General features: G+C 71.4%; 14 protein-coding genes and 1 riboswitch. Of the genes, 12 read left to right on the top strand and 2 right to left on the bottom strand.

Annotated elements, in window-relative coordinates; translation table 11 throughout:
- Positions 1 to 197: 197 nt before the first annotated feature.
- A complete protein-coding gene (gene mfd, locus ACWGJY_RS01370; RefSeq protein WP_453258734.1) occupies positions 198 to 3,743 on the top strand; it encodes a transcription-repair coupling factor in 3,546 nt (1,181 codons plus the stop codon).
- Between the two features lie 195 nt (positions 3,744 to 3,938).
- Here mfd and ACWGJY_RS01375 read toward each other — a convergent pair whose 3' ends face one another.
- Both ACWGJY_RS01375 and ACWGJY_RS01380 read right to left on the bottom strand, forming a co-directional pair.
- Complete coding sequence (locus ACWGJY_RS01375) at positions 3,939 to 5,504, bottom strand: DUF2079 domain-containing protein (RefSeq protein WP_453258735.1); 1,566 nt, start codon at positions 5,502 to 5,504, stop codon at positions 3,939 to 3,941.
- Positions 5,505 to 5,824: 320 nt separating this feature from the next.
- The gene (locus ACWGJY_RS01380) at positions 5,825 to 7,195 is read right to left on the bottom strand and encodes an XRE family transcriptional regulator (protein ID WP_453258736.1); all 1,371 of its coding nucleotides are present in this window, start codon (positions 7,193 to 7,195) and stop codon (positions 5,825 to 5,827) included.
- A gap of 255 nt (positions 7,196 to 7,450) precedes the next feature.
- On the opposite strand from ACWGJY_RS01380, the gene ACWGJY_RS01385 reads away from it, so the two are divergent.
- The 11 genes from ACWGJY_RS01385 (at position 7,451) to ACWGJY_RS01435 (ending at position 17,495) form a co-directional block, all read left to right on the top strand.
- Positions 7,451 to 7,702, top strand: a complete 252-nt coding sequence (locus ACWGJY_RS01385) for a hypothetical protein (RefSeq protein ID WP_453258737.1) — start codon at positions 7,451 to 7,453, stop codon at positions 7,700 to 7,702.
- Positions 7,699 to 7,896 (top strand): hypothetical protein, encoded by a 198-nt coding sequence (locus tag ACWGJY_RS01390; RefSeq protein ID WP_453258738.1) that lies wholly within the window; start codon positions 7,699 to 7,701, stop codon positions 7,894 to 7,896. The genes ACWGJY_RS01385 and ACWGJY_RS01390 overlap by 4 nt, the downstream gene beginning before the upstream one ends.
- A 47-nt stretch (positions 7,897 to 7,943) precedes the next feature.
- The gene (locus ACWGJY_RS01395; RefSeq protein ID WP_453258739.1) at positions 7,944 to 8,930 is read left to right on the top strand and encodes a radical SAM/SPASM domain-containing protein; all 987 of its coding nucleotides are present in this window, start codon (positions 7,944 to 7,946) and stop codon (positions 8,928 to 8,930) included.
- Between the two features lie 102 nt (positions 8,931 to 9,032).
- A complete protein-coding gene (locus tag ACWGJY_RS01400) occupies positions 9,033 to 9,386 on the top strand; it encodes a hypothetical protein (protein WP_453258740.1) in 354 nt (117 codons plus the stop codon).
- Between the two features lie 193 nt (positions 9,387 to 9,579).
- Positions 9,580 to 10,218 (top strand): SurA N-terminal domain-containing protein, encoded by a 639-nt coding sequence (locus tag ACWGJY_RS01405; protein ID WP_453258741.1) that lies wholly within the window; start codon positions 9,580 to 9,582, stop codon positions 10,216 to 10,218.
- A 159-nt stretch (positions 10,219 to 10,377) separates the two neighbouring features.
- A complete protein-coding gene (locus ACWGJY_RS01410) occupies positions 10,378 to 11,391 on the top strand; it encodes a nucleoside triphosphate pyrophosphohydrolase (protein WP_453258742.1) in 1,014 nt (337 codons plus the stop codon).
- Positions 11,392 to 11,485: 94 nt separating this feature from the next.
- Positions 11,486 to 12,829, top strand: coding sequence for a cytochrome P450 family protein (locus ACWGJY_RS01415; protein ID WP_453258743.1), 1,344 nt, complete (start codon positions 11,486 to 11,488; stop codon positions 12,827 to 12,829).
- Positions 12,830 to 13,126: 297 nt separating this feature from the next.
- Positions 13,127 to 14,104 (top strand): LysM peptidoglycan-binding domain-containing protein, encoded by a 978-nt coding sequence (locus ACWGJY_RS01420; protein WP_453258744.1) that lies wholly within the window; start codon positions 13,127 to 13,129, stop codon positions 14,102 to 14,104.
- Positions 14,105 to 14,355: 251 nt separating this feature from the next.
- Positions 14,356 to 14,525, top strand: a riboswitch (cyclic di-AMP (ydaO/yuaA leader).
- A gap of 7 nt (positions 14,526 to 14,532) precedes the next feature.
- A complete protein-coding gene (locus tag ACWGJY_RS01425; protein ID WP_453258745.1) occupies positions 14,533 to 15,204 on the top strand; it encodes a transglycosylase family protein in 672 nt (223 codons plus the stop codon).
- Positions 15,205 to 15,579: 375 nt separating this feature from the next.
- Positions 15,580 to 16,866: a phosphopyruvate hydratase gene (gene eno, locus ACWGJY_RS01430; protein WP_285506225.1), complete on the top strand. Its 1,287-nt coding sequence runs from the start codon at positions 15,580 to 15,582 to the stop codon at positions 16,864 to 16,866.
- Between the two features lie 176 nt (positions 16,867 to 17,042).
- Entirely contained in the window at positions 17,043 to 17,495 is a 453-nt protein-coding gene (locus ACWGJY_RS01435) for an FtsB family cell division protein (RefSeq protein WP_453258746.1), read from the top strand.
- Positions 17,496 to 17,499 lie beyond the last annotated feature (4 nt).

The raw sequence follows: 17,499 nt of genomic DNA on the forward strand, positions 1-17,499 counted from the left end.
GCACCCATGCGCCCTGTCCCGGTAGCGGACTTCAGGATTCCGCGGCGAGGGTGTGCAGCGGTGCGCCTTCCGGCACGCCGGGGCCTTACGGGCTTGCCCGCCCGCCCGGGTGGCGGACGGGCGTAGGCTTGGCAGCCCCGGCCCGTGCGACGTGTCGGGCTGCTGCGTTGTTCGCCTCGCTGGGACGGAACCTTCTGATGAGCCTGACTGGTCTGCTCGACGCCGTCGTACGGGACCCGGCGCTCGCCGAAGCGCTGCAGGCCGCGGCCGACGGAAACCGGCCGCATGTGGATCTGGTGGGGCCGCCGGCCGCCCGCCCGCTCGCGGTCGCCGCGCTCGCCCGGCAGGCCGGCCGGCCGGTGCTCGCGGTGACCGCCACCGGCCGGGAGGCGGAGGACCTGGCCGCCGCCCTGCGCAGCCTGATGCCGGCCGGCGAGGACAACTCCGTCGTCGAGTTCCCGTCCTGGGAGACGCTGCCGCACGAGCGGCTCTCCCCGCGCTCGGACACCGTCGGCCGGCGCCTCGCGGTGCTGCGCCGGCTCGCCCACCCACGCACCGACGACCCGACGGCAGGACCCGTCTCCGTCGTCGTCGCCCCCATCCGCTCCGTGCTCCAGCCGCAGGTCAAGGGGCTGGGCGACCTGGAGCCGGTCAGTTTGCGCACCGGGCGGAGCGCCGACCTCGAAGAGATCGTCGACGGCCTGGCGGCGGCCGCGTACGCACGCGTCGAGCTGGTCGAAAAGCGCGGCGAGTTCGCGGTCCGCGGCGGGATCCTGGACGTCTTCCCGCCCACCGAGGAGCACCCGCTGCGGGTGGAGTTCTGGGGCGACGACGTCGAGGAGATCCGCTACTTCAAGGTCGCCGACCAGCGGTCCCTGGAGGTCGCCGAGCACGGGCTGTGGGCGCCGCCGTGCCGTGAGCTGCTGCTGACCGACGAGGTGCGGGAGCGGGCCGCGGCGCTCGCCGAGCAGCACCCCGAGCTGGGCGAACTGCTCGGCAAGATCGCCGAGGGGATCGCCGTCGAAGGGATGGAGTCACTGGCTCCGGTCCTGGTGGACGAGATGGAGCTGCTGCTGGACGTGCTGCCGGCCGGGAGCATGGCGGTGGTGTGCGACCCGGAGCGGGTGCGCACCCGGGCCGCCGACCTGGTGGCGACCAGCCAGGAGTTCCTGCAGGCGTCCTGGGCGGCCAGTGCGGGCGGCGGTGCCGCGCCGATCGATCTGGGCGCGGCCTCCCTGTGGGGCCTCGCGGACGTCCGGGACCGGGCGCGCGAGCTGGGGACGATGTGGTGGTCGGTCAGCCCGTTCGCGGCCGACGAGGAGCTGGCGGGGGACGGCGACACCCTCAAGCTCGGCATGCACGCCCCCGACACCTACCGCGGTGACACCCAGCGGGCGCTGGCCGACACCAAGCAGTGGCTGGCGGACGGCTGGCGCACGGTGTTCCTCACCGAAGGGCACGGCCCGGCGGCCCGTACGGCCGAGGTCCTCGGCAACGAGGGCATCCCCGCCCGTCTGGACGCCGACCTCGCCGCGCTCTCCCCGTCCCTCGTCCATGTCTCGTGCAGCTCCCTCGACAACGGCTTCATCGACCCGTCGCTCCGGATCGCCGTCCTCACCGAGACCGACCTCTCCGGCCAGAAGGCGGCCGGCAAGGACGGCGCCCGGATGCCGGCCCGCCGCCGCAAGACCATCGACCCGCTGACCCTGGAGACCGGCGACTTCATCGTGCACGAGCAGCACGGTGTGGGCCGCTACATCGAGATGGTGCAGCGCACGGTCCAGGGCGCCACCCGCGAATACCTCCTCGTCGAGTACGCGCCCGCCAAACGCGGCCAGCCCGGCGACCGCCTCTACATCCCCACCGACCAGCTGGAGCAGGTCACCAAGTACGTGGGCGGCGAGGCCCCCACCCTGCACCGGCTCGGCGGCGCCGACTGGACCAAGACCAAGGCACGCGCCAAGAAGGCCGTCAAGGAGATCGCCGCCGACCTCATCAAGCTGTACTCCGCCCGGATGGCGGCGCCCGGCCACACCTTCGGCCCGGACACCCCCTGGCAGCGCGAGCTGGAGGACGCCTTCCCGTACGCGGAGACGCCCGACCAGCTCACCACCATCTCGGAGGTCAAGGAGGACATGGAGAAGTCGGTCCCCATGGACCGGCTGATCTGCGGCGACGTCGGCTACGGCAAGACCGAGATCGCGGTCCGTGCCGCCTTCAAGGCCGTCCAGGACGGCAAGCAGGTGGCGGTCCTGGTCCCGACCACCCTCCTCGTCCAGCAGCACTTCGGCACCTTCACCGAGCGCTACGGCCAGTTCCCGGTCAACGTCCGGGCGCTGTCCCGCTTCCAGACCGACGCCGAGGCCAAGGCCGTCCTCGAAGGGCTGCGCGGGGGCACCGTCGACCTCGTCATCGGCACCCACCGCCTCTTCTCCTCCGAGACCAAGTTCAAGGACCTCGGACTGGTCATCGTCGACGAGGAGCAGCGCTTCGGCGTCGAGCACAAGGAGCAGCTGAAGAAGCTCCGTGCCAACGTCGACGTCCTGACCATGTCCGCCACGCCCATTCCCCGCACCCTGGAGATGGCGGTGACGGGCATCCGCGAGATGTCCACGATCACCACCCCGCCCGAGGAGCGCCACCCGGTCCTGACCTTCGTCGGCCCCTACGAGCAGAAGCAGATCGGCGCCGCCATCCGCCGCGAACTCCTGCGCGAGGGCCAGGTCTTCTACATCCACAACCGCGTCGAGTCGATCGACCGCGCCGCCGCCCGGCTCCGCGAGATCGTCCCCGAGGCCCGTATCCAGACCGCTCATGGCCAGATGGGCGAGACGGCGCTGGAGCAGGTCGTCGTCGACTTCTGGGAGAAGAAGTTCGACGTGCTGGTCTCCACCACGATCGTCGAGTCGGGCATCGACATCTCCAACGCCAACACCCTGATCGTCGAGCGCGGCGACAACTTCGGCCTCTCCCAGCTCCACCAGCTGCGCGGCCGGGTGGGCCGCGGCCGTGAGCGCGGCTACGCCTACTTCCTCTACCCGCCGGAGAAGCCGCTGACCGAGACCGCCCACGAGCGGCTGGCGACCATCGCCCAGCACACCGAGATGGGCGCGGGCATGTACGTCGCCATGAAGGACCTGGAGATCCGCGGCGCGGGCAACCTCCTCGGCGGCGAGCAGTCCGGCCATATCGCCGGCGTCGGCTTCGATCTCTACGTACGGATGGTGGGCGAGGCGGTTGCCGACTACCGCGCCTCCCTGGAAGGCGGCGTGGAGGAGGAGCCCCCGCTCGAAGTCAAGATCGAACTCCCGGTGGACGCGCATGTCCCGCACGACTACGCGCCCGGCGAGCGGCTGCGCCTCCAGGCGTACCGCGCCATCGCCTCCGCGTCCTCGGAGGGGGACATCGCGGCCGTCCGCGAGGAGCTGACCGACCGCTACGGCAAGCTCCCCGAGCCCGTCGAGAACCTGCTGCTGGTCGCCGGCCTGCGGATGCTGGCCCGCTCCTGCGGTGTCTCGGACATCACCCTCCAGGGCTCCAACGTCCGCTTCGGCCCGGTGGAGTTGCGCGAGTCCCAGGAGCTGCGCCTCAAGCGGCTCCACCCCCGTACGGTCCTCAAGCCGGCCACCCGCCAGATCCTGGTGCCGCGCCCGGCCACCGGCAAGATCGGCGGCAAGCCGCTGGTCGGCCGCGAACTGCTGTCGTGGGTGGGGGAGTTCCTGACCACGATCCTCGGGTCGTAGGCGTAGGCGTAGGCGTAGGCGTAGGCGTAGGGGCGCGGCGCCTTCCCGGGGTGCGCCTGCCGCCTGCCCGCCTGCTGCCCGCGTGACCGTCAGTGGCCGCTGCGAGAACCGCTGCCGTGACGGGGGCGGTGCAGCGGGGGGCCGGACGGGGCTGATGACCGTGCGGGCCGACCGGCTCGGGGACGCCGCAGGTGGTCAGCGGGCGGACGTCCGGTGCAGGACGACGAGGTCCGCGGCGGCGCCGAGGAAGACGTAAGTGGACTTGGGGTGGCGGGCGGTGGCGTCCGCCAGTGCCTGCCGCGGGGCGTGGTTGTCGTGGAGCTGGACTGCGACGTAGTCCGGTGACAGACCGCCGGTGTCGCCGGTCCAGAAGACCCGGGTACGGCCGGTGAGGCGGCTCAGCGGCCGGATGTCGGACTCCACGCTCGCACCGTCGGGTATCCGCTCCAGCAGCTTCTCGGCGGCGGTGACGGCCGGCGGCACGCGGTAGGTGTCGCCCTCGGTGAGGCGGGCCAGCGGAAGCGTCGTCGTCAGCGCGAGGGCCACGGACACCACGGCGGCCGGCAGATGGTGGGCGTACGAGCGCAGCCAGGGGCGGGCGGAGACCCGTGCCTGCGGCAGGGCGTCGATCAGCGCGAGGAAGACCACCGGCATCAGGACGGCGTTGTAGTGCCAGTCGATGCCCCAGTAGTGCGGTTCGTGGGACAGGAAACGCCACCCCAGGGTGGGCAGCGCGACCAGCAGCAGCGGGGAACGCAGCGCGAGCAGGCCGGTGGTGGGCAGCAGGACCCACAGCGTGGTGCGCACGGCGGTGCCGAGGGGGACGGTGAGACCGCCGCCGTCGGCGCCGAACTTGCTCCAGTAGTCGTACGAGCCGGAGCCGTTGAAACCCGGTATGAGCACGCCGAGGGTGACGGCGGTGGCGGTGATGCCGAAGGCGACCAGCGCGATGGCCAACGGGCTGGCCCGCCGGGTGCGTATCAGGGCCAGCGCACCGATGACGGCCGCGGTCACCCCGAGATCCTCCTTGACCAGCACCAGGGGCGCGGCCCAGCACACCACCGCGGTCCACCGTCCGCGCAGCACCGCTTCGAGCGCGAAGGCGATCAACGGCAGCGCGAACGCGATCTCGTGGAAGTCGAAGTCGACGGCCTTCTGCACGCCCCAGGACGTGCCGTAGGCGACACCGATCGCCAGGCCCGGGACGCGGCCCAGGTAGCGGGTGGCGGCACGGGTGACCGGTATCGCGGACAGCGCGAACAGCGCGGCCTGCGCGATCAGCAGAGTCAGCGCGGAGGGGAACAGCCGGTAGAGGGGAGCGAGCACGATCAGTACGGGACTGAAGTGGTCGCCGAGGATGTTGGTGCCGGGACCCTTGAGGTCGACGATCGGGGCCTGGAAGTGGGCGTAGCCCCGTATGGCCTGTTCGAAGATGCCCAGGTCCCAGGAGGACGTGGACAGCGTGCGGAAACGGCAGAAGGCCAGCAGCGCGAACGCGACGAAGAAGAACCCCGCCGTCCAGTAGGGGTCGAAGCGAGGGGCGTGCAGGGGAGCGGTCCGGGTGCGCAGCCGGCGCGCGGCACGACGGAGGGGGCCGGACGGGGGCGGTGGGGGTGCGTCGGTGGTCGCGGCTGCGGCTGCGGCTGCGGTCGCGGGACCGTCCGGCGCGGCCGTCCGCTGCGGTGGTACGGCGCCGGTCCGGGCGCCGGCCCCCGGATCCCGTTCGGGGGCATTCCCAGCCGTTGCTGCGGCCGTGTTCATACGGAACCTCACTCTCCCCCAGATCGAAAAGATACTCGAAGAAACACCCGCCCCGGCCCGATCGACGGCTGCGCTGGGTCGCCCCGCCGCCAGTCCCGGACAGTGGTTCAGACGCGGGGCCGGACGGGCCCGTTCCCGGAGGGGGCGTCCGGGGAGCGTCCGGGAGGGGAGCGGAGGAGAGGGAATGCGCCCGCAGGGGCGGGGACTTGGCGGAAGGCGGGAACTCGGCCCCAGGGACGGGGACTTGGCCGCTCCGTCCTCAGCGGCGGGGTCGCGCGGTCCGCCGGTCTCCCGGCCTTGTCCGGGCCGTCCTGCTCCGCTCACCGTGAGGGCGGGGACGGCGGCGCACCGGGCGGCGCCGGAGAGGCGCATACGGGCCCGTCCTCGGCCGTCCGGCGAACCGGCACGGGCGCAGCCGTTGGAGCCTCCCGCCGGTACTGCGTCCAGGTGCGGGTGTGCGCGCTGTGCGGTGCGCACACCCGCAGGGCAGAGCCGAATGCGCCGAGGATGCCGGCCACGCGCGGATGCCCGGCAGCAGTCGAGGGCACGCTCATCGCCGTGGCCACGGCCGCTTCGATCTCCCCCTGGCCCAACTGCGCCTGCGCCAGCCGGGCGGTCACGAGCGCGCGGTCGCGCTGCATATGGGGTCGGAGCAGGGTCAGGCTGCTGTGGGCATGGGCTTCGGCCCGTTCGAAGTCGCCGAGGCCGAGGTATGCGGAGAGCGCGAGTTCGGCGATTTCCGCCTGGTCGCGGACCGCCGCCATCCACACTGGCCGGAGGGTGTCCGGGTCGGCGCGGAGCGCGGCGTCCTGCGCATGACCGACGGCGCGTTCCACCGCGGACCTGCTGCCGGTCAGACCGTGGATGGCTGCGTGCCGGGCATGCCCGAGAGCGGCGAACAGCGGGTCACGCCGGGCAAGGGAGAGGTGTCGCGCCACGTCGTTGGCCGCGAGCGCGTCCGAGGGGCGCCCCAGGTGCCGGTACAACGTCCCCGCATGCGACCAGATCCGGGACTGGATCGTCTGGTCACCCGACATGGCGGCCAGGCGCGCCGCCCGCTCGTGGTGGCGCCGCGCCGCATCGAAGCGGCGCCCGTCGATCGCCGCCCACGTCGCGCTGGAGGCGAAGGCGGCGGCCACCGCGTAGAGCTGACCGCGTACCCGCTGGCCGGTGGATCCGCGGCCCTGGAGTTCGACGGCCTCGGCGGCGAGTTCGAGAGCGCGGGTTTCGATGCTGCGGATGCCGCCGTGCTGGTGGTCGCCGGCCACGACACCGGCGAACTTGCCCTGGAGCCTGGCGATATCCGTGGCTCCTACGCGGTGCGGTGCGGCGGTGACGGGAAGGGGCGGTGCGGCGGTGGCCGCTGTGGTGGCCGCAGCGGCCGTCAGGAAACCGCGGCACTTCACGGGATCCTCCTGCCGTGATGGCGGGGCGGATCCGGCACGGCACCGGGGTACGAACCCCAAAGCGGTCGCCGGTAAGCCGGTGACGTTCTCCAGCGCGGCTCGGGTGGCGGACTTCGGCCACCGGACCCGCCCCGCCTTCCAGTCCCGTACGGACGACCCGTCCAGCCCTCCGGGCCTGCCGGTGAGGTCGCCGACGGCCTGATTGACCGCGTCGGCAAGGGTGTTGGAGCTGTAGCCGTGCTCTGCCATCCACGCGGCGAGTACCAGGTTTCGCGTGGTGTTCATGCCCGCACGGTAGCCCCCGGAGCACCGGCCAGTCAGGCCAATAGCTGGTCAAATCGCCCTAGGGGCCGGGGAGGGGAAATGGACGGATCGCACTAACCGCGACCCGGCGGCGCCGCGTTGGCTGGTGTGGAGCCGCCGACGCCCGGCACTCCTGGGACGGCTCGGCTTCGGCTTGGGGGACGCCGCACGACGGGCGCTCCGTCGGCGACTCCACGCGGCCGGCCCCACCTCGGAACATTTCCGAAAGGGACTTTGATGAACCGGACGACAAAGACGCGGGCACTCGGCCTGGGCCACCTGTCGCACCCCCTGCTCGGCCGACGCGTGATCGACCGCGCTCACGGTGACCGCATCGGGGTCTTCCGTGCACTCGCCCCCGACGTGAAGGCACCTCGCGTCGGGCCGGCCCTCAGGGTCCCGGACACGCCCCCGGTGGCGTGGCTTGCGCCGGAGGGCGGTGGCGTGGAATGGACGACCACCCCGGACGCCCTCGAGGCCGTGAAGTGAGTGCCGGACAGCGCCCCGAGGTGGGCGACGAGGTCGAGTACGCCCCGGGGCGCCGGGCCATGGTGACGGACATCCGCAGGGGCGTCCTCTATCTGCGGCGCCCGGGGAGCCGGGAGTGGCCGGCGGAAGACCCCGTATCCCTGACGGTTGCGCGGACGCGGGAGCAGCGGATCGCGGCGGGTGATGTGTGGTGAGCGGACAGGCGCCCTTCACAAGCCAACCTCACAAGGAGGTAGGACGCATGAGCCTATTGATGCCCCATACCGGGCACCTGCCGACCCCACAGTTCGCATGGCTGGAGATCACCGGGTTCTGCAATCTGTCATGCCGTCACTGCTACGCGGGCTCGTCTCCGCAAGGCGACCACGGCACCATGTCAGACGCGGACTGGCTTCGGGTCATCGACGAACTCGCCTCGATGGCCGTCCGTGATGTGCAGTTCATCGGCGGCGAACCCACCCTCCACCCGAGTCTTCCGGAGCTGATTCGCCATGCTCGCAGCAGGAACATGCGGATCGAGGTCTTCAGTAACCTCACGCACATCTCGGACGCGGTATGGGAAGCGCTTCGATTGCCGGGTGTGCGACTGGCCTTCAGTTACTACTCGGACGAGAGTCAGGATCACGATGACGTGACCGAGAAACGGGGCTCGCACAGCCGCACTCTGGCCAACGTCGAAAAGGCCAAGTCCCTCGGCATCCCGATGCGCGGCAGTGTGATCAAGGTATTGGAAGGGCAGCGTGGCGACGAGTCGCGCCGGCAATTGCTGGACATCGGTCTGCGAGATGTCCGAACTGACAAGGTCCGGCCGTTCGGCCGTGCTGCGGGCGGCTCCCCGGACATCTCAAAGCTTTGCGGCCGGTGCGGACGGAACAAGATGGCCATCTCGCCGGAAGGCGACGTCTGGCCCTGTGTGTTCGCGCGCTGGATGGCCGTGGGCAATGTCCACCATCAAAGCCTTCGCGACATCTACAACGGGGTTCCCATGCAAGGGGCTCGCGCGGAACTGACCGCTGCCTTTCCCGGAAAGGCCCCCAGAGCGGGCGGCGATCCGAGCTGCCTCCCTGACTGCAACCCGTCGTTCGATACATGCTCGCCGCAGCTCGCCTGCGCGCCGGATGCAGCCTGCGGGCCGACCGAGGGGCCAGATCACCTCAAAGAGCCGATCATGTCTCCTCAGCGGTCGGTGCGATACAGCAATCCGAGGATCGCGGGTACGGACTGCTGATGAGCCACCCGGAGAGGTCAAACACCTGCTGTACGGGTGGGATCCGGGTTGTTCCCGAGTAGCGTGGCCGCGCTCGCCTGTTCCCGCGCCTATGGAGAAGACATGAGCACGACCGCCTCGGATCTCTATCTGGCCCGCCGCGATGCGTACGCCGAGTTTCTCAGCGCTGCCGACGCGGAATCGTCCGTCTGCTGGCGCAAGGCCGAGGGCCAATACGTCGGCTCCGAGGAGACCAGGGCAGCGCAGGACGCGGCCTACGTGGTGACCCGCGACGGCTATAACCGGATCTTGGTTGAGCCGGTCGGTCCACATAAGGAAGCGCAGGCCCTGATCGAGCAGATCCGGCTCCTTGGGCGGGCAGCCAAGGAGGAACAGGACTGGATCGGTTTCAAGAAGGCGCGGGAAGTCTTTGTGGACGCGGCCCGCTTGTGTCTCAAGGACACCTTGGACGGTTGAGTCCCGACCGGCCGGCGACGGTCCCTGCCGCCGGCCGGTCAATGCCGGGGCGGCCATGGCGACCGCCGGTACCCGGGGGCGGAACCGACCCCGCCCCAGATCGTTGGCCGAAGCGGTGGCCTGGGCCACGCCGACTCCATAGCATCGATCCACCAAGGTCGAGACTTCGTCGCACGATCTGCCGGGAGGCCATGTGTTCCGCCGTAGGACAGCGCTCTCCGTATCCGCCACTGCCGCCCTGCTGGCCGCGGCCCCGTTGCTCGCGGCCTGCGGCACCGGTGCTCATCCCGGGGCCGCGGCCATCGTGAACGGGAAGCGGATCACCGTTTCGCAGTTGCAGGCGAAGGTGAAGGACGTCCGTGCCGCCCAGGCCGAGTCCCCGCAGGGCGGCCAGATGATCATGAACACCGGCCGGCTGAGCCTGGCCACCCTGAACGGCATGATCTTCGACGAGGTGCTGGCCCGCAGCGCGGAGGACGCCGGGGTGACGGTCACCCGCCGCGACGTCCAGCAGTGGCGGGCCCAGGCCGAGAAGCAGGCCGGCGGCGCCGAGCGGCTGAAGGAGATGTGGCTCCAGCAGGGTGTCGCCCCCGACGAGATCGACGCCGTGGTGCGCAACCAGCTGCTGCTCGACGGCGTCGCCCGGCATCTCGGCGCGGACCGCGGCAAGCCGCAGGGCCAGCAGAAGCTCGCCCAGGCGCTGGCCAAGACCTCCCGGTCCATGGGGATCGACGTCAATCCGCGGTTCGGCAAGTGGGACGACCACCAGGTCATCCTCGGTGAGACCAAGGACCCGTGGATCACCAGCGAGCCCGTGAAGCAACAGGCCTGACAGGCCGGGGCGTAGGGGGCGGTCCGTACGGGGAGGGGCCCAGGGAACGGAAATGGGGCCAGGGAACGGGGATGGGGATGGGGAACAGGGACAAGGAGGCGTCCGGGCCGTCGCCCACCGGCGCCGGGCGTTGTCAGTGCGGTGCGTTACGTTCGAGACGTGAACGCTGACGCCTCTGCCGCCGACACCGGCGCCGAAGCCCGCCCCGAGGGCACCGGCACCGGACGCCTGGTCCTGCTCACCACCAGCCACCGGGTCGCCCCCGGGCTCCTGTCCTGGCCCGCCTGGCAGATCCTGCGCGCGGCCGACCGCGTGCTGTGTGCAGACCCGGACCATCCGCAGCTGCCCTATCTGCGGGAGGCCGGCATCGAGGTGGAGACCGCGTCCCTGACCGCTCGTGAGCTGGTCGATTACTGCGTCCCCGAGGCGCGCACCGCCGTCGTCCTGACCTCCGCGGACGGCGAGAGCACGCTGACCGACGGCCTGGCCCGGCTGGCGGGCTCCGGCCGCGAGACCATGCCGGACCTGGAGCTGCTGCCCGGCTCCTACGACCTGCCGGGCGCCCGGCTGCTCGACCTCGTCCAGGTCATGGACCAGATCCGCGCCGCATGCCCCTGGAGCAGCATCCGGACGCACCGCGACCTTGCCAAGTACGGCATCGAGGAGGCGTATGAGCTGGTCGAGGCCATCGAGGAAGGCGATCGCGAGGCGCTTTGCGAGGAGCTGGGCGATGTCCTCCTCCAGGTCGTTTTCCATGCCCGGATCGCCCAGGACGACCCCGACGAGCCGTTCTCCCTCGACGATGTCGCGGGCGGCATCGTCGAGAAGCTGATCCACCGCCATCCCCATGTCTTCGGTGCGGAGGAGGCCGCGACCCCGGAGGACGTCAAGGCGCACTGGCTGCGGACGAAGGCGGAGGAGAAGCAGCGCGAATCGGTGACCGAGGGCATTCCGCTGGCCCAGCCCGGTCTGGCGCTGGCGGCGAAGCTCGCCTCCCGCGTCCGCACGGCGGGACTCGATGTCCCGCCCCCGGCCGGCCAGGGCATCGGGTACGAGCTGCTGGCGCTGGCCATGCGGGCCGAGGCGGAGGGCGTGGACCCGGAGGCGGCACTGCGGGCGGCGGCGCGGGCCTACCGGGACGCGGTGGTGGCCGCGGAGCGCGGAGCCTCCTGAGGGCCGTGGTGCGGGAGTCCCGGCAACGGGGGTGCGGCGGGCCCGGCCGGGTGCGCGGGCGCGCCGTGGTGCGCCCACCGGTTACGGTCGGAAGGTGCACGACAAGCCCGACGCCCCCACCGCCGACGCCCCCACCGCCGACGCCCCCGCGGGCTGCCCCGCCGCCGCGCCCGCCCCCGAGCTGTTCACCTGGGAGTTCGCCGCCGATCCCTACCCCGCGTACGCCTGGCTGCGCGCGCATGCGCCGGTGCACCGGACCGAGCTGCCCAGCGGTGTCGAAGCCTGGCTGGTGACCCGTTACCAGGAGGCCCGGCAGGCGCTCGCCGACGGCCGGCTGTCCAAGAACCCGGCGCACCACAGCGAGACCGCGCACGGCAAGGGCAAGGTCGGCATCCCCGGCGAGCGCAGCGCCAACCTGATGACGCATCTGCTCAACATCGACCCCCCGGATCACACCCGGCTGCGCCGGCTGGTCTCGAAGGCCTTCACCCCGCGCCGGGTCGCGGCCTTCACCCCGCGGGTCCAGGAGCTGGCCGACCAGCTCATCGACGGCTTCGCCGGGCGCGGCGAGGCCGATCTGATCCATGAGTTCGCCTTCCCGCTGCCCATCTACGCGATCTGCGACCTGCTGGGTGTCCCGCGGGAGGACCAGGACGACTTCCGCGACTGGGCGGGCATGATGATCCGGCACGGCGGGGGCCCGCGCGGCGGAGTCGCCCGTTCCGTGAAGAAGATGCGCGGCTATCTCGCCGAGCTGATCCACCGCAAGCGCGCGTGTCTGGGCGAGACCGCGGAGGCGGACGAGGATCTGATCTCCGGCCTGATCCGGGCCTTTGACCAGGGCGAGCACCTCACCGAGAACGAGGCCGCCGCGATGGCCTTCATCCTGCTCTTCGCCGGTTTCGAGACCACCGTCAACCTCATCGGCAACGGCGTCCACGCGCTGCTGCGCCACCCCGCCCAGCGTGAGCTGCTGCAGAAGTCGATCGCGGCGGGGGACACCGAGCTGCTCACCACCGGCATCGAGGAACTGCTCCGTTACGACGGCCCCGTGGAACTGGCGACCTGGCGGTTCGCGACCGAGGAGCTGACGCTCGGCGGGCAGCGGATCGCCGCGGGCGACCCGGTCCTGGTGGTGCTGGCCGCCGCCGACCGCGACCCGGCGCGCTTCGCCGAGCCGGACGTCCTCGATCTGACCCGCCGTGACAACCAGCACCTGGGGTACGGGCACGGCATCCACTACTGCCTGGGTGCGCCGCTCGCCCGGCTCGAAGGGCAGACCGCTCTGGCGACGCTGCTGACCCGGCTCCCGGACCTCCGGCTCGCCGCGGAACCCGGCGATCTGCGGTGGCGCGGCGGGCTCATCATGCGCGGACTGCGGTCGCTGCCGGTGGAGTTCTCGCCCGAGCGGCCTGACCAGGGACAAGGCCAGAAGTGACGCCGAGTCAGCAGTGTGACCTTTACGTGATCTGCGCTACACCGACTTGTGACTACCCGTGACCCCGGCTACCTTTCGACCGACGATCGACGGGCTTCACTCGATCGGCCGAAGCGGTGATGTGGGGGACCGGTGTATTGGTGCGCCTCGTGCGCGTCGGCCGGTGGGTGACCCGTCGAGCAGCTCGCAGAGCTCGTCGTACAACTCAACCGCCGCGCGAAAGGCATCCGTATGCGTTCCGGGAACGGCCGACACCGTCGCCCCCGTCAAGCACCGGCCATCTTTGTCACGGCGGGAGTGACCGGCGCGGGCTTCGCCCTGCCACTGTTCGCCGCGAGCGGCGCCCACGCCGCCGACACCACGACCTGGGACAAGGTCGCCCAGTGCGAGAGTGCCGGCGTCTGGAGCGCGGCCTCGGGCAATGGCCACTACGGCGGGCTGCAGCTCACCCAGGACATGTGGGACACCTACGGCGGCGCGGCCTACGCCTCGCGCCCCGACCTCGCCAGCCGTGCCCAGCAGATCGCGGTGGCCGAGTCGATCCTCGACGCCCGTGGCCCGGACGTCTGGTCGAGCTGTGCGGTGAGCGCCGGCCTGACCAAGGGCGGGCGCACGCCGGAGGTCGACCCGGGCAGCACGAGCACCCCCTCGCCCGACCCGTCGGACGCCGGCGGCTCCTCGGACCCCTGGGACTCGTCCGGTTCCTCCGGCCTGGACGGCGGCTCGGACTCCGCCGGGACGCACGACGGGCCCGGCGGCCGGCCGTCCGACTCGGACTCCGGGACGCACGACAGGCCCGGCGGCCGGCCGTCCGACCCGGCGCCCTCGCCCGATCCCTCGGACTCCCCCGGCTCGGGCGGTGCGTCCCCGGCCCCGGAGCCGTCCGGCTCCGCGACGCCGGGCGGCCGGGGCGACGCCCCGTCGCCGTCCGCCGACCCGTCCGACGGCGGCAGCCGTACGGACACCACCGGCACCCCGCACGGGACGCCCGAGAAGGGCAGGCACCGCGGCGGTGCGGTCGGCGAGGGGGGCGACGACGGCAGGTCCTCCGGCGGCCGGCACGCCTCGCGCGGCGATGATGTGCACCGCACGGACCCGGCGGCCGACGGCAACTACACCGTGCGGCCGGGTGACACGCTGTCAGCCATCGCCCAGGCCCACCGGCTGCCCGGCGGCTGGCCCGCCCTCTACGACCGCAACGAGGGCGTCATCGGCTCGGACGCCGACCTGATCAAGCCGGGCCAACTGCTCGATCTCGGGCACATCGCGGGCTAGTTCGCCGCCTTCGCCCGCTTTTGGGGAAAGTGAGACAAGGCTCTCGTTGACTGTGGTGGACCCCGGTTCGTCCGGCCCCGTCAAACCGGGGTTCACCTGCGGGTATGTGACCAACCCGTGATCAAAAAAGCTCAACTTGGTTCAGATGGTGGGGTTTGAACCCCAAGGGGATTACTGCTTAACGTCAGGACCGCTCGCCAAAGCGGGCCCTTCGATCACACGCCGAATCCTGCCGGTGATCGGAGGCAGTTGACGCGCAAGCGCCGAAGGCAGGAGCGGGGGACCCAAGGTAAGTGCCGGCCCCACTCGCGAAAGCGGGTCAACCGGCTTGGGGTGAAGCCACGTGCGCCACGCGCACACGGCCGGGCAGCTCACAGTCCGAACCCGACAGCTCACCTCGTAGGCGTCGGTGAGGAAACGAACCAACCATGCTGATCATCAAGGGCAAGCACCGTCGTCCGTCCAAGGCCGTCCGCGTCGCCACCCTCGCCGGCATCGCCGGTGCTGCCGTGGCCGTCCCGCTGATGGGCGCCACCTCCGCCTCCGCCGCCTCGGTCTCCACCTGGGACAAGGTCGCCCAGTGCGAGTCCGGCGGCAACTGGTCGATCAACACCGGTAACGGCTACTACGGTGGCCTGCAGTTCTCCAACTCCAGCTGGGCCGCCGCCGGCGGCACCCAGTACGCGCCGCGCGCCGACCTGGCCAGCAAATCCCAGCAGATCTCCGCCGCCGAGAAGCTCCTCGCGCTCCAGGGCCCCGGCGCCTGGTCCTGCGCCGGCGCCGGCAACCTGACCTCCGGTGGCCCGGCCGCCAACGTCGACACCTCCGGCTCCGCGCAGACCAAGTCCGCGCCCCAGCAGGACCAGGGCACCACCAGGACCGAGGCGAAGAAGGCCCCGGCCGCCCCCGAGCAGCACGCCTCGCGCTCCACCGAGCGCAAGTCCCTGGGTCACGGCAACTACACCGTCAAGGCGGGCGACACCCTCGCCAAGATCGCCAAGGCGCACGGCACCGACTGGAAGTCCGTCTACAAGGCCAACAAGTCGGTCATCGGCGGCAACCCGAACCTGATCTTCCCGGGTCAGAAGCTCCACGTCTGAGACCTCCCCTCACCGGGATTCCGGCGGGCCCGAGCGGCGGGCCCCCTTCCTCCTCCGTGAGACCGCCCCGCCCGGCGCGCACTTCCCCCCAGCGCGCCGTGGCGGGGCTTCTCCGTCCCGGGCCGTACCCGGGGCCGTACCCGGGCCGTACCCGCGACGCACCCGGGTCGCGGCGGGGCGGTCGCACGCCGGTGACCGGCCCCTTTCCGCGTTTTTCCCGTTCGGCGAACAATGCGCTCAAACATCCAGTGAACTGGGCTTTTGGGAAGTTTTCCGGGCCGTTCAGTCCCACGGAGCGGGCCAAAAGCAAGCGGACGCGCCCGGGGCCGTTAGGCTCGTGCTGCAGAACCTCCAGACACCCACGAAGGAGACAACGTGCCGTCCATCGACGTCGTCGTAGCCCGCGAAATTCTCGACTCGCGAGGTAATCCCACGGTCGAGGTCGAGGTCGGCCTCGACGACGGCAGCACGGGCCGTGCCGCCGTGCCGTCCGGTGCCTCGACCGGCGCCTTCGAGGCCATCGAGCTCCGCGACGGTGACCCGAACCGCTACCTCGGCAAGGGTGTGGAGAAGGCCGTCCTGGCCGTCATCGAGCAGATCGGCCCGGAGCTCGTCGGCTACGACGCGACCGAGCAGCGGCTGATCGACCAGGCCATGTTCGACCTGGACGCCACCGACAACAAGGGCTCGCTCGGCGCCAACGCCATCCTGGGCGTCTCCCTCGCCGTCGCGCACGCCGCCTCCGAGGCCAGCGACCTGCCGCTGTTCCGCTACCTCGGCGGCCCGAACGCGCACGTGCTGCCCGTGCCGATGATGAACATCCTGAACGGCGGCTCGCACGCCGACTCCAACGTGGACATCCAGGAGTTCATGATCGCCCCGATCGGCGCGGAGTCCTTCTCCGAGGCGCTGCGCTGGGGCGCCGAGGTCTACCACACCCTCAAGAAGGTCCTGAAGGAGCGCGGGCTGTCCACCGGCCTCGGCGACGAGGGCGGCTTCGCCCCGAACCTGGGCTCCAACCGCGAGGCCCTGGACCTCATCCTGGAGGCCGTCAAGCAGGCCGGTTACGCCCCCGGCCAGGACATCGCGCTCGCCCTGGACGTCGCCGCCTCCGAGTTCTACAAGGACGGCACGTACCAGTTCGAGGGCAAGGACCGCTCGGCCGCGGAGATGACCGAGTACTACGAGGAGCTGGTGGCGGCCTACCCGCTGGTCTCCATCGAGGACCCGCTGTTCGAGGACGACTGGGCCGGCTGGAAGGTCATCACCGACAAGCTCGGCGCCAAGGTCCAGCTCGTCGGCGACGACCTGTTCGTCACCAACCCCGAGCGCCTCGCCCGCGGCATCGAGGAGGGCTCCGCCAACGCGCTGCTGGTGAAGGTCAACCAGATCGGCTCGCTGACCGAGACCCTGGACGCCGTCGAGCTGGCCCAGCGCAACGGCTTCAAGTGCATGATGTCGCACCGCTCCGGTGAGACCGAGGACGTCACCATCGCCGACCTCGCCGTCGCCACCAACTGCGGCCAGATCAAGACCGGCGCCCCGGCCCGCTCCGAGCGCGTCGCCAAGTACAACCAGCTGCTGCGCATCGAGGAGATCCTCGACGACGCCGCGGTCTACGCCGGCCGCTCCGCCTTCCCGCGGTTCCGTCACGGCAGCTGACCCACGGCGGCCCGCCGCCCCGGCCGACCGGGGCGCAAGGGCTGACCGGGGCGGCAAGGGCTGATCGGGCGAGACAACCGCCCAGCACGCCGTACGTCCCCGGCGACGGTCCCGTACCGTTGCCGGGGACGCGTCTGCTTCAGCAGTCAGGCGTCCGTCAGTGAAGGGGAGACGACGTGCCCGCGGACCGGTTCTCGACCGCGACCCGACTCAAGGCGCTCGGCGAGCAGGCCGCCGCCCGCGTCTACCGCGCCCGCCCGCCCCGCCGCAACCGCCTCACCGGCCGCGCCGCCCTGCTGGCCCTGGTGATGTGTTCGCTGGTCGTCGCCCTCGCCTACCCGATAAGGCAGTACGTCTCCCAGCGTTCCGACATCGCCGACCAGCGCCGCAAGGCCCAGGACGCCGGCGCCGCCCTGGACCGGCTGCGCGAGCAGAAGGCCCGCTGGCAGGAACCGGACTTCGTACGCCAGCAGGCCCGCCGGCATCTGCACTACCTCATGCCGGGCGAGACCGGATATATCGTCCAGGACGGCTCCGGCACCGGCTCCGCACCCAATGGGCCGCACGCCGCGCAGCGCCCCTGGTACGAGAATCTGTGGAGCACCGTCGACGCGGCCGACAAGCGGTAGCCGC

This window comes from Streptomyces sp. NPDC054765, from assembly GCF_053612065.1.

Bases quoted from the DNA above. Each gene is read 5' to 3' on its own strand.
- ACWGJY_RS01395 (WP_453258739.1), top strand. From the start codon at position 7,944: ATGAGCCTATTGATGCCCCATACCGGGCACCTGCCGACCCCACAGTTC.
- ACWGJY_RS01385 (WP_453258737.1), top strand. From the start codon at position 7,451: ATGAACCGGACGACAAAGACGCGGGCACTCGGCCTGGGCCACCTGTCG.
- mfd (WP_453258734.1), top strand. From the start codon at position 198: ATGAGCCTGACTGGTCTGCTCGACGCCGTCGTACGGGACCCGGCGCTC.
- ACWGJY_RS01375 (WP_453258735.1), bottom strand. From the start codon at position 5,504: ATGAACACGGCCGCAGCAACGGCTGGGAATGCCCCCGAACGGGATCCG.
- ACWGJY_RS01425 (WP_453258745.1), top strand. From the start codon at position 14,533: ATGCTGATCATCAAGGGCAAGCACCGTCGTCCGTCCAAGGCCGTCCGC.
- ACWGJY_RS01380 (WP_453258736.1), bottom strand. From the start codon at position 7,195: ATGAACACCACGCGAAACCTGGTACTCGCCGCGTGGATGGCAGAGCAC.
- ACWGJY_RS01400 (WP_453258740.1), top strand. From the start codon at position 9,033: ATGAGCACGACCGCCTCGGATCTCTATCTGGCCCGCCGCGATGCGTAC.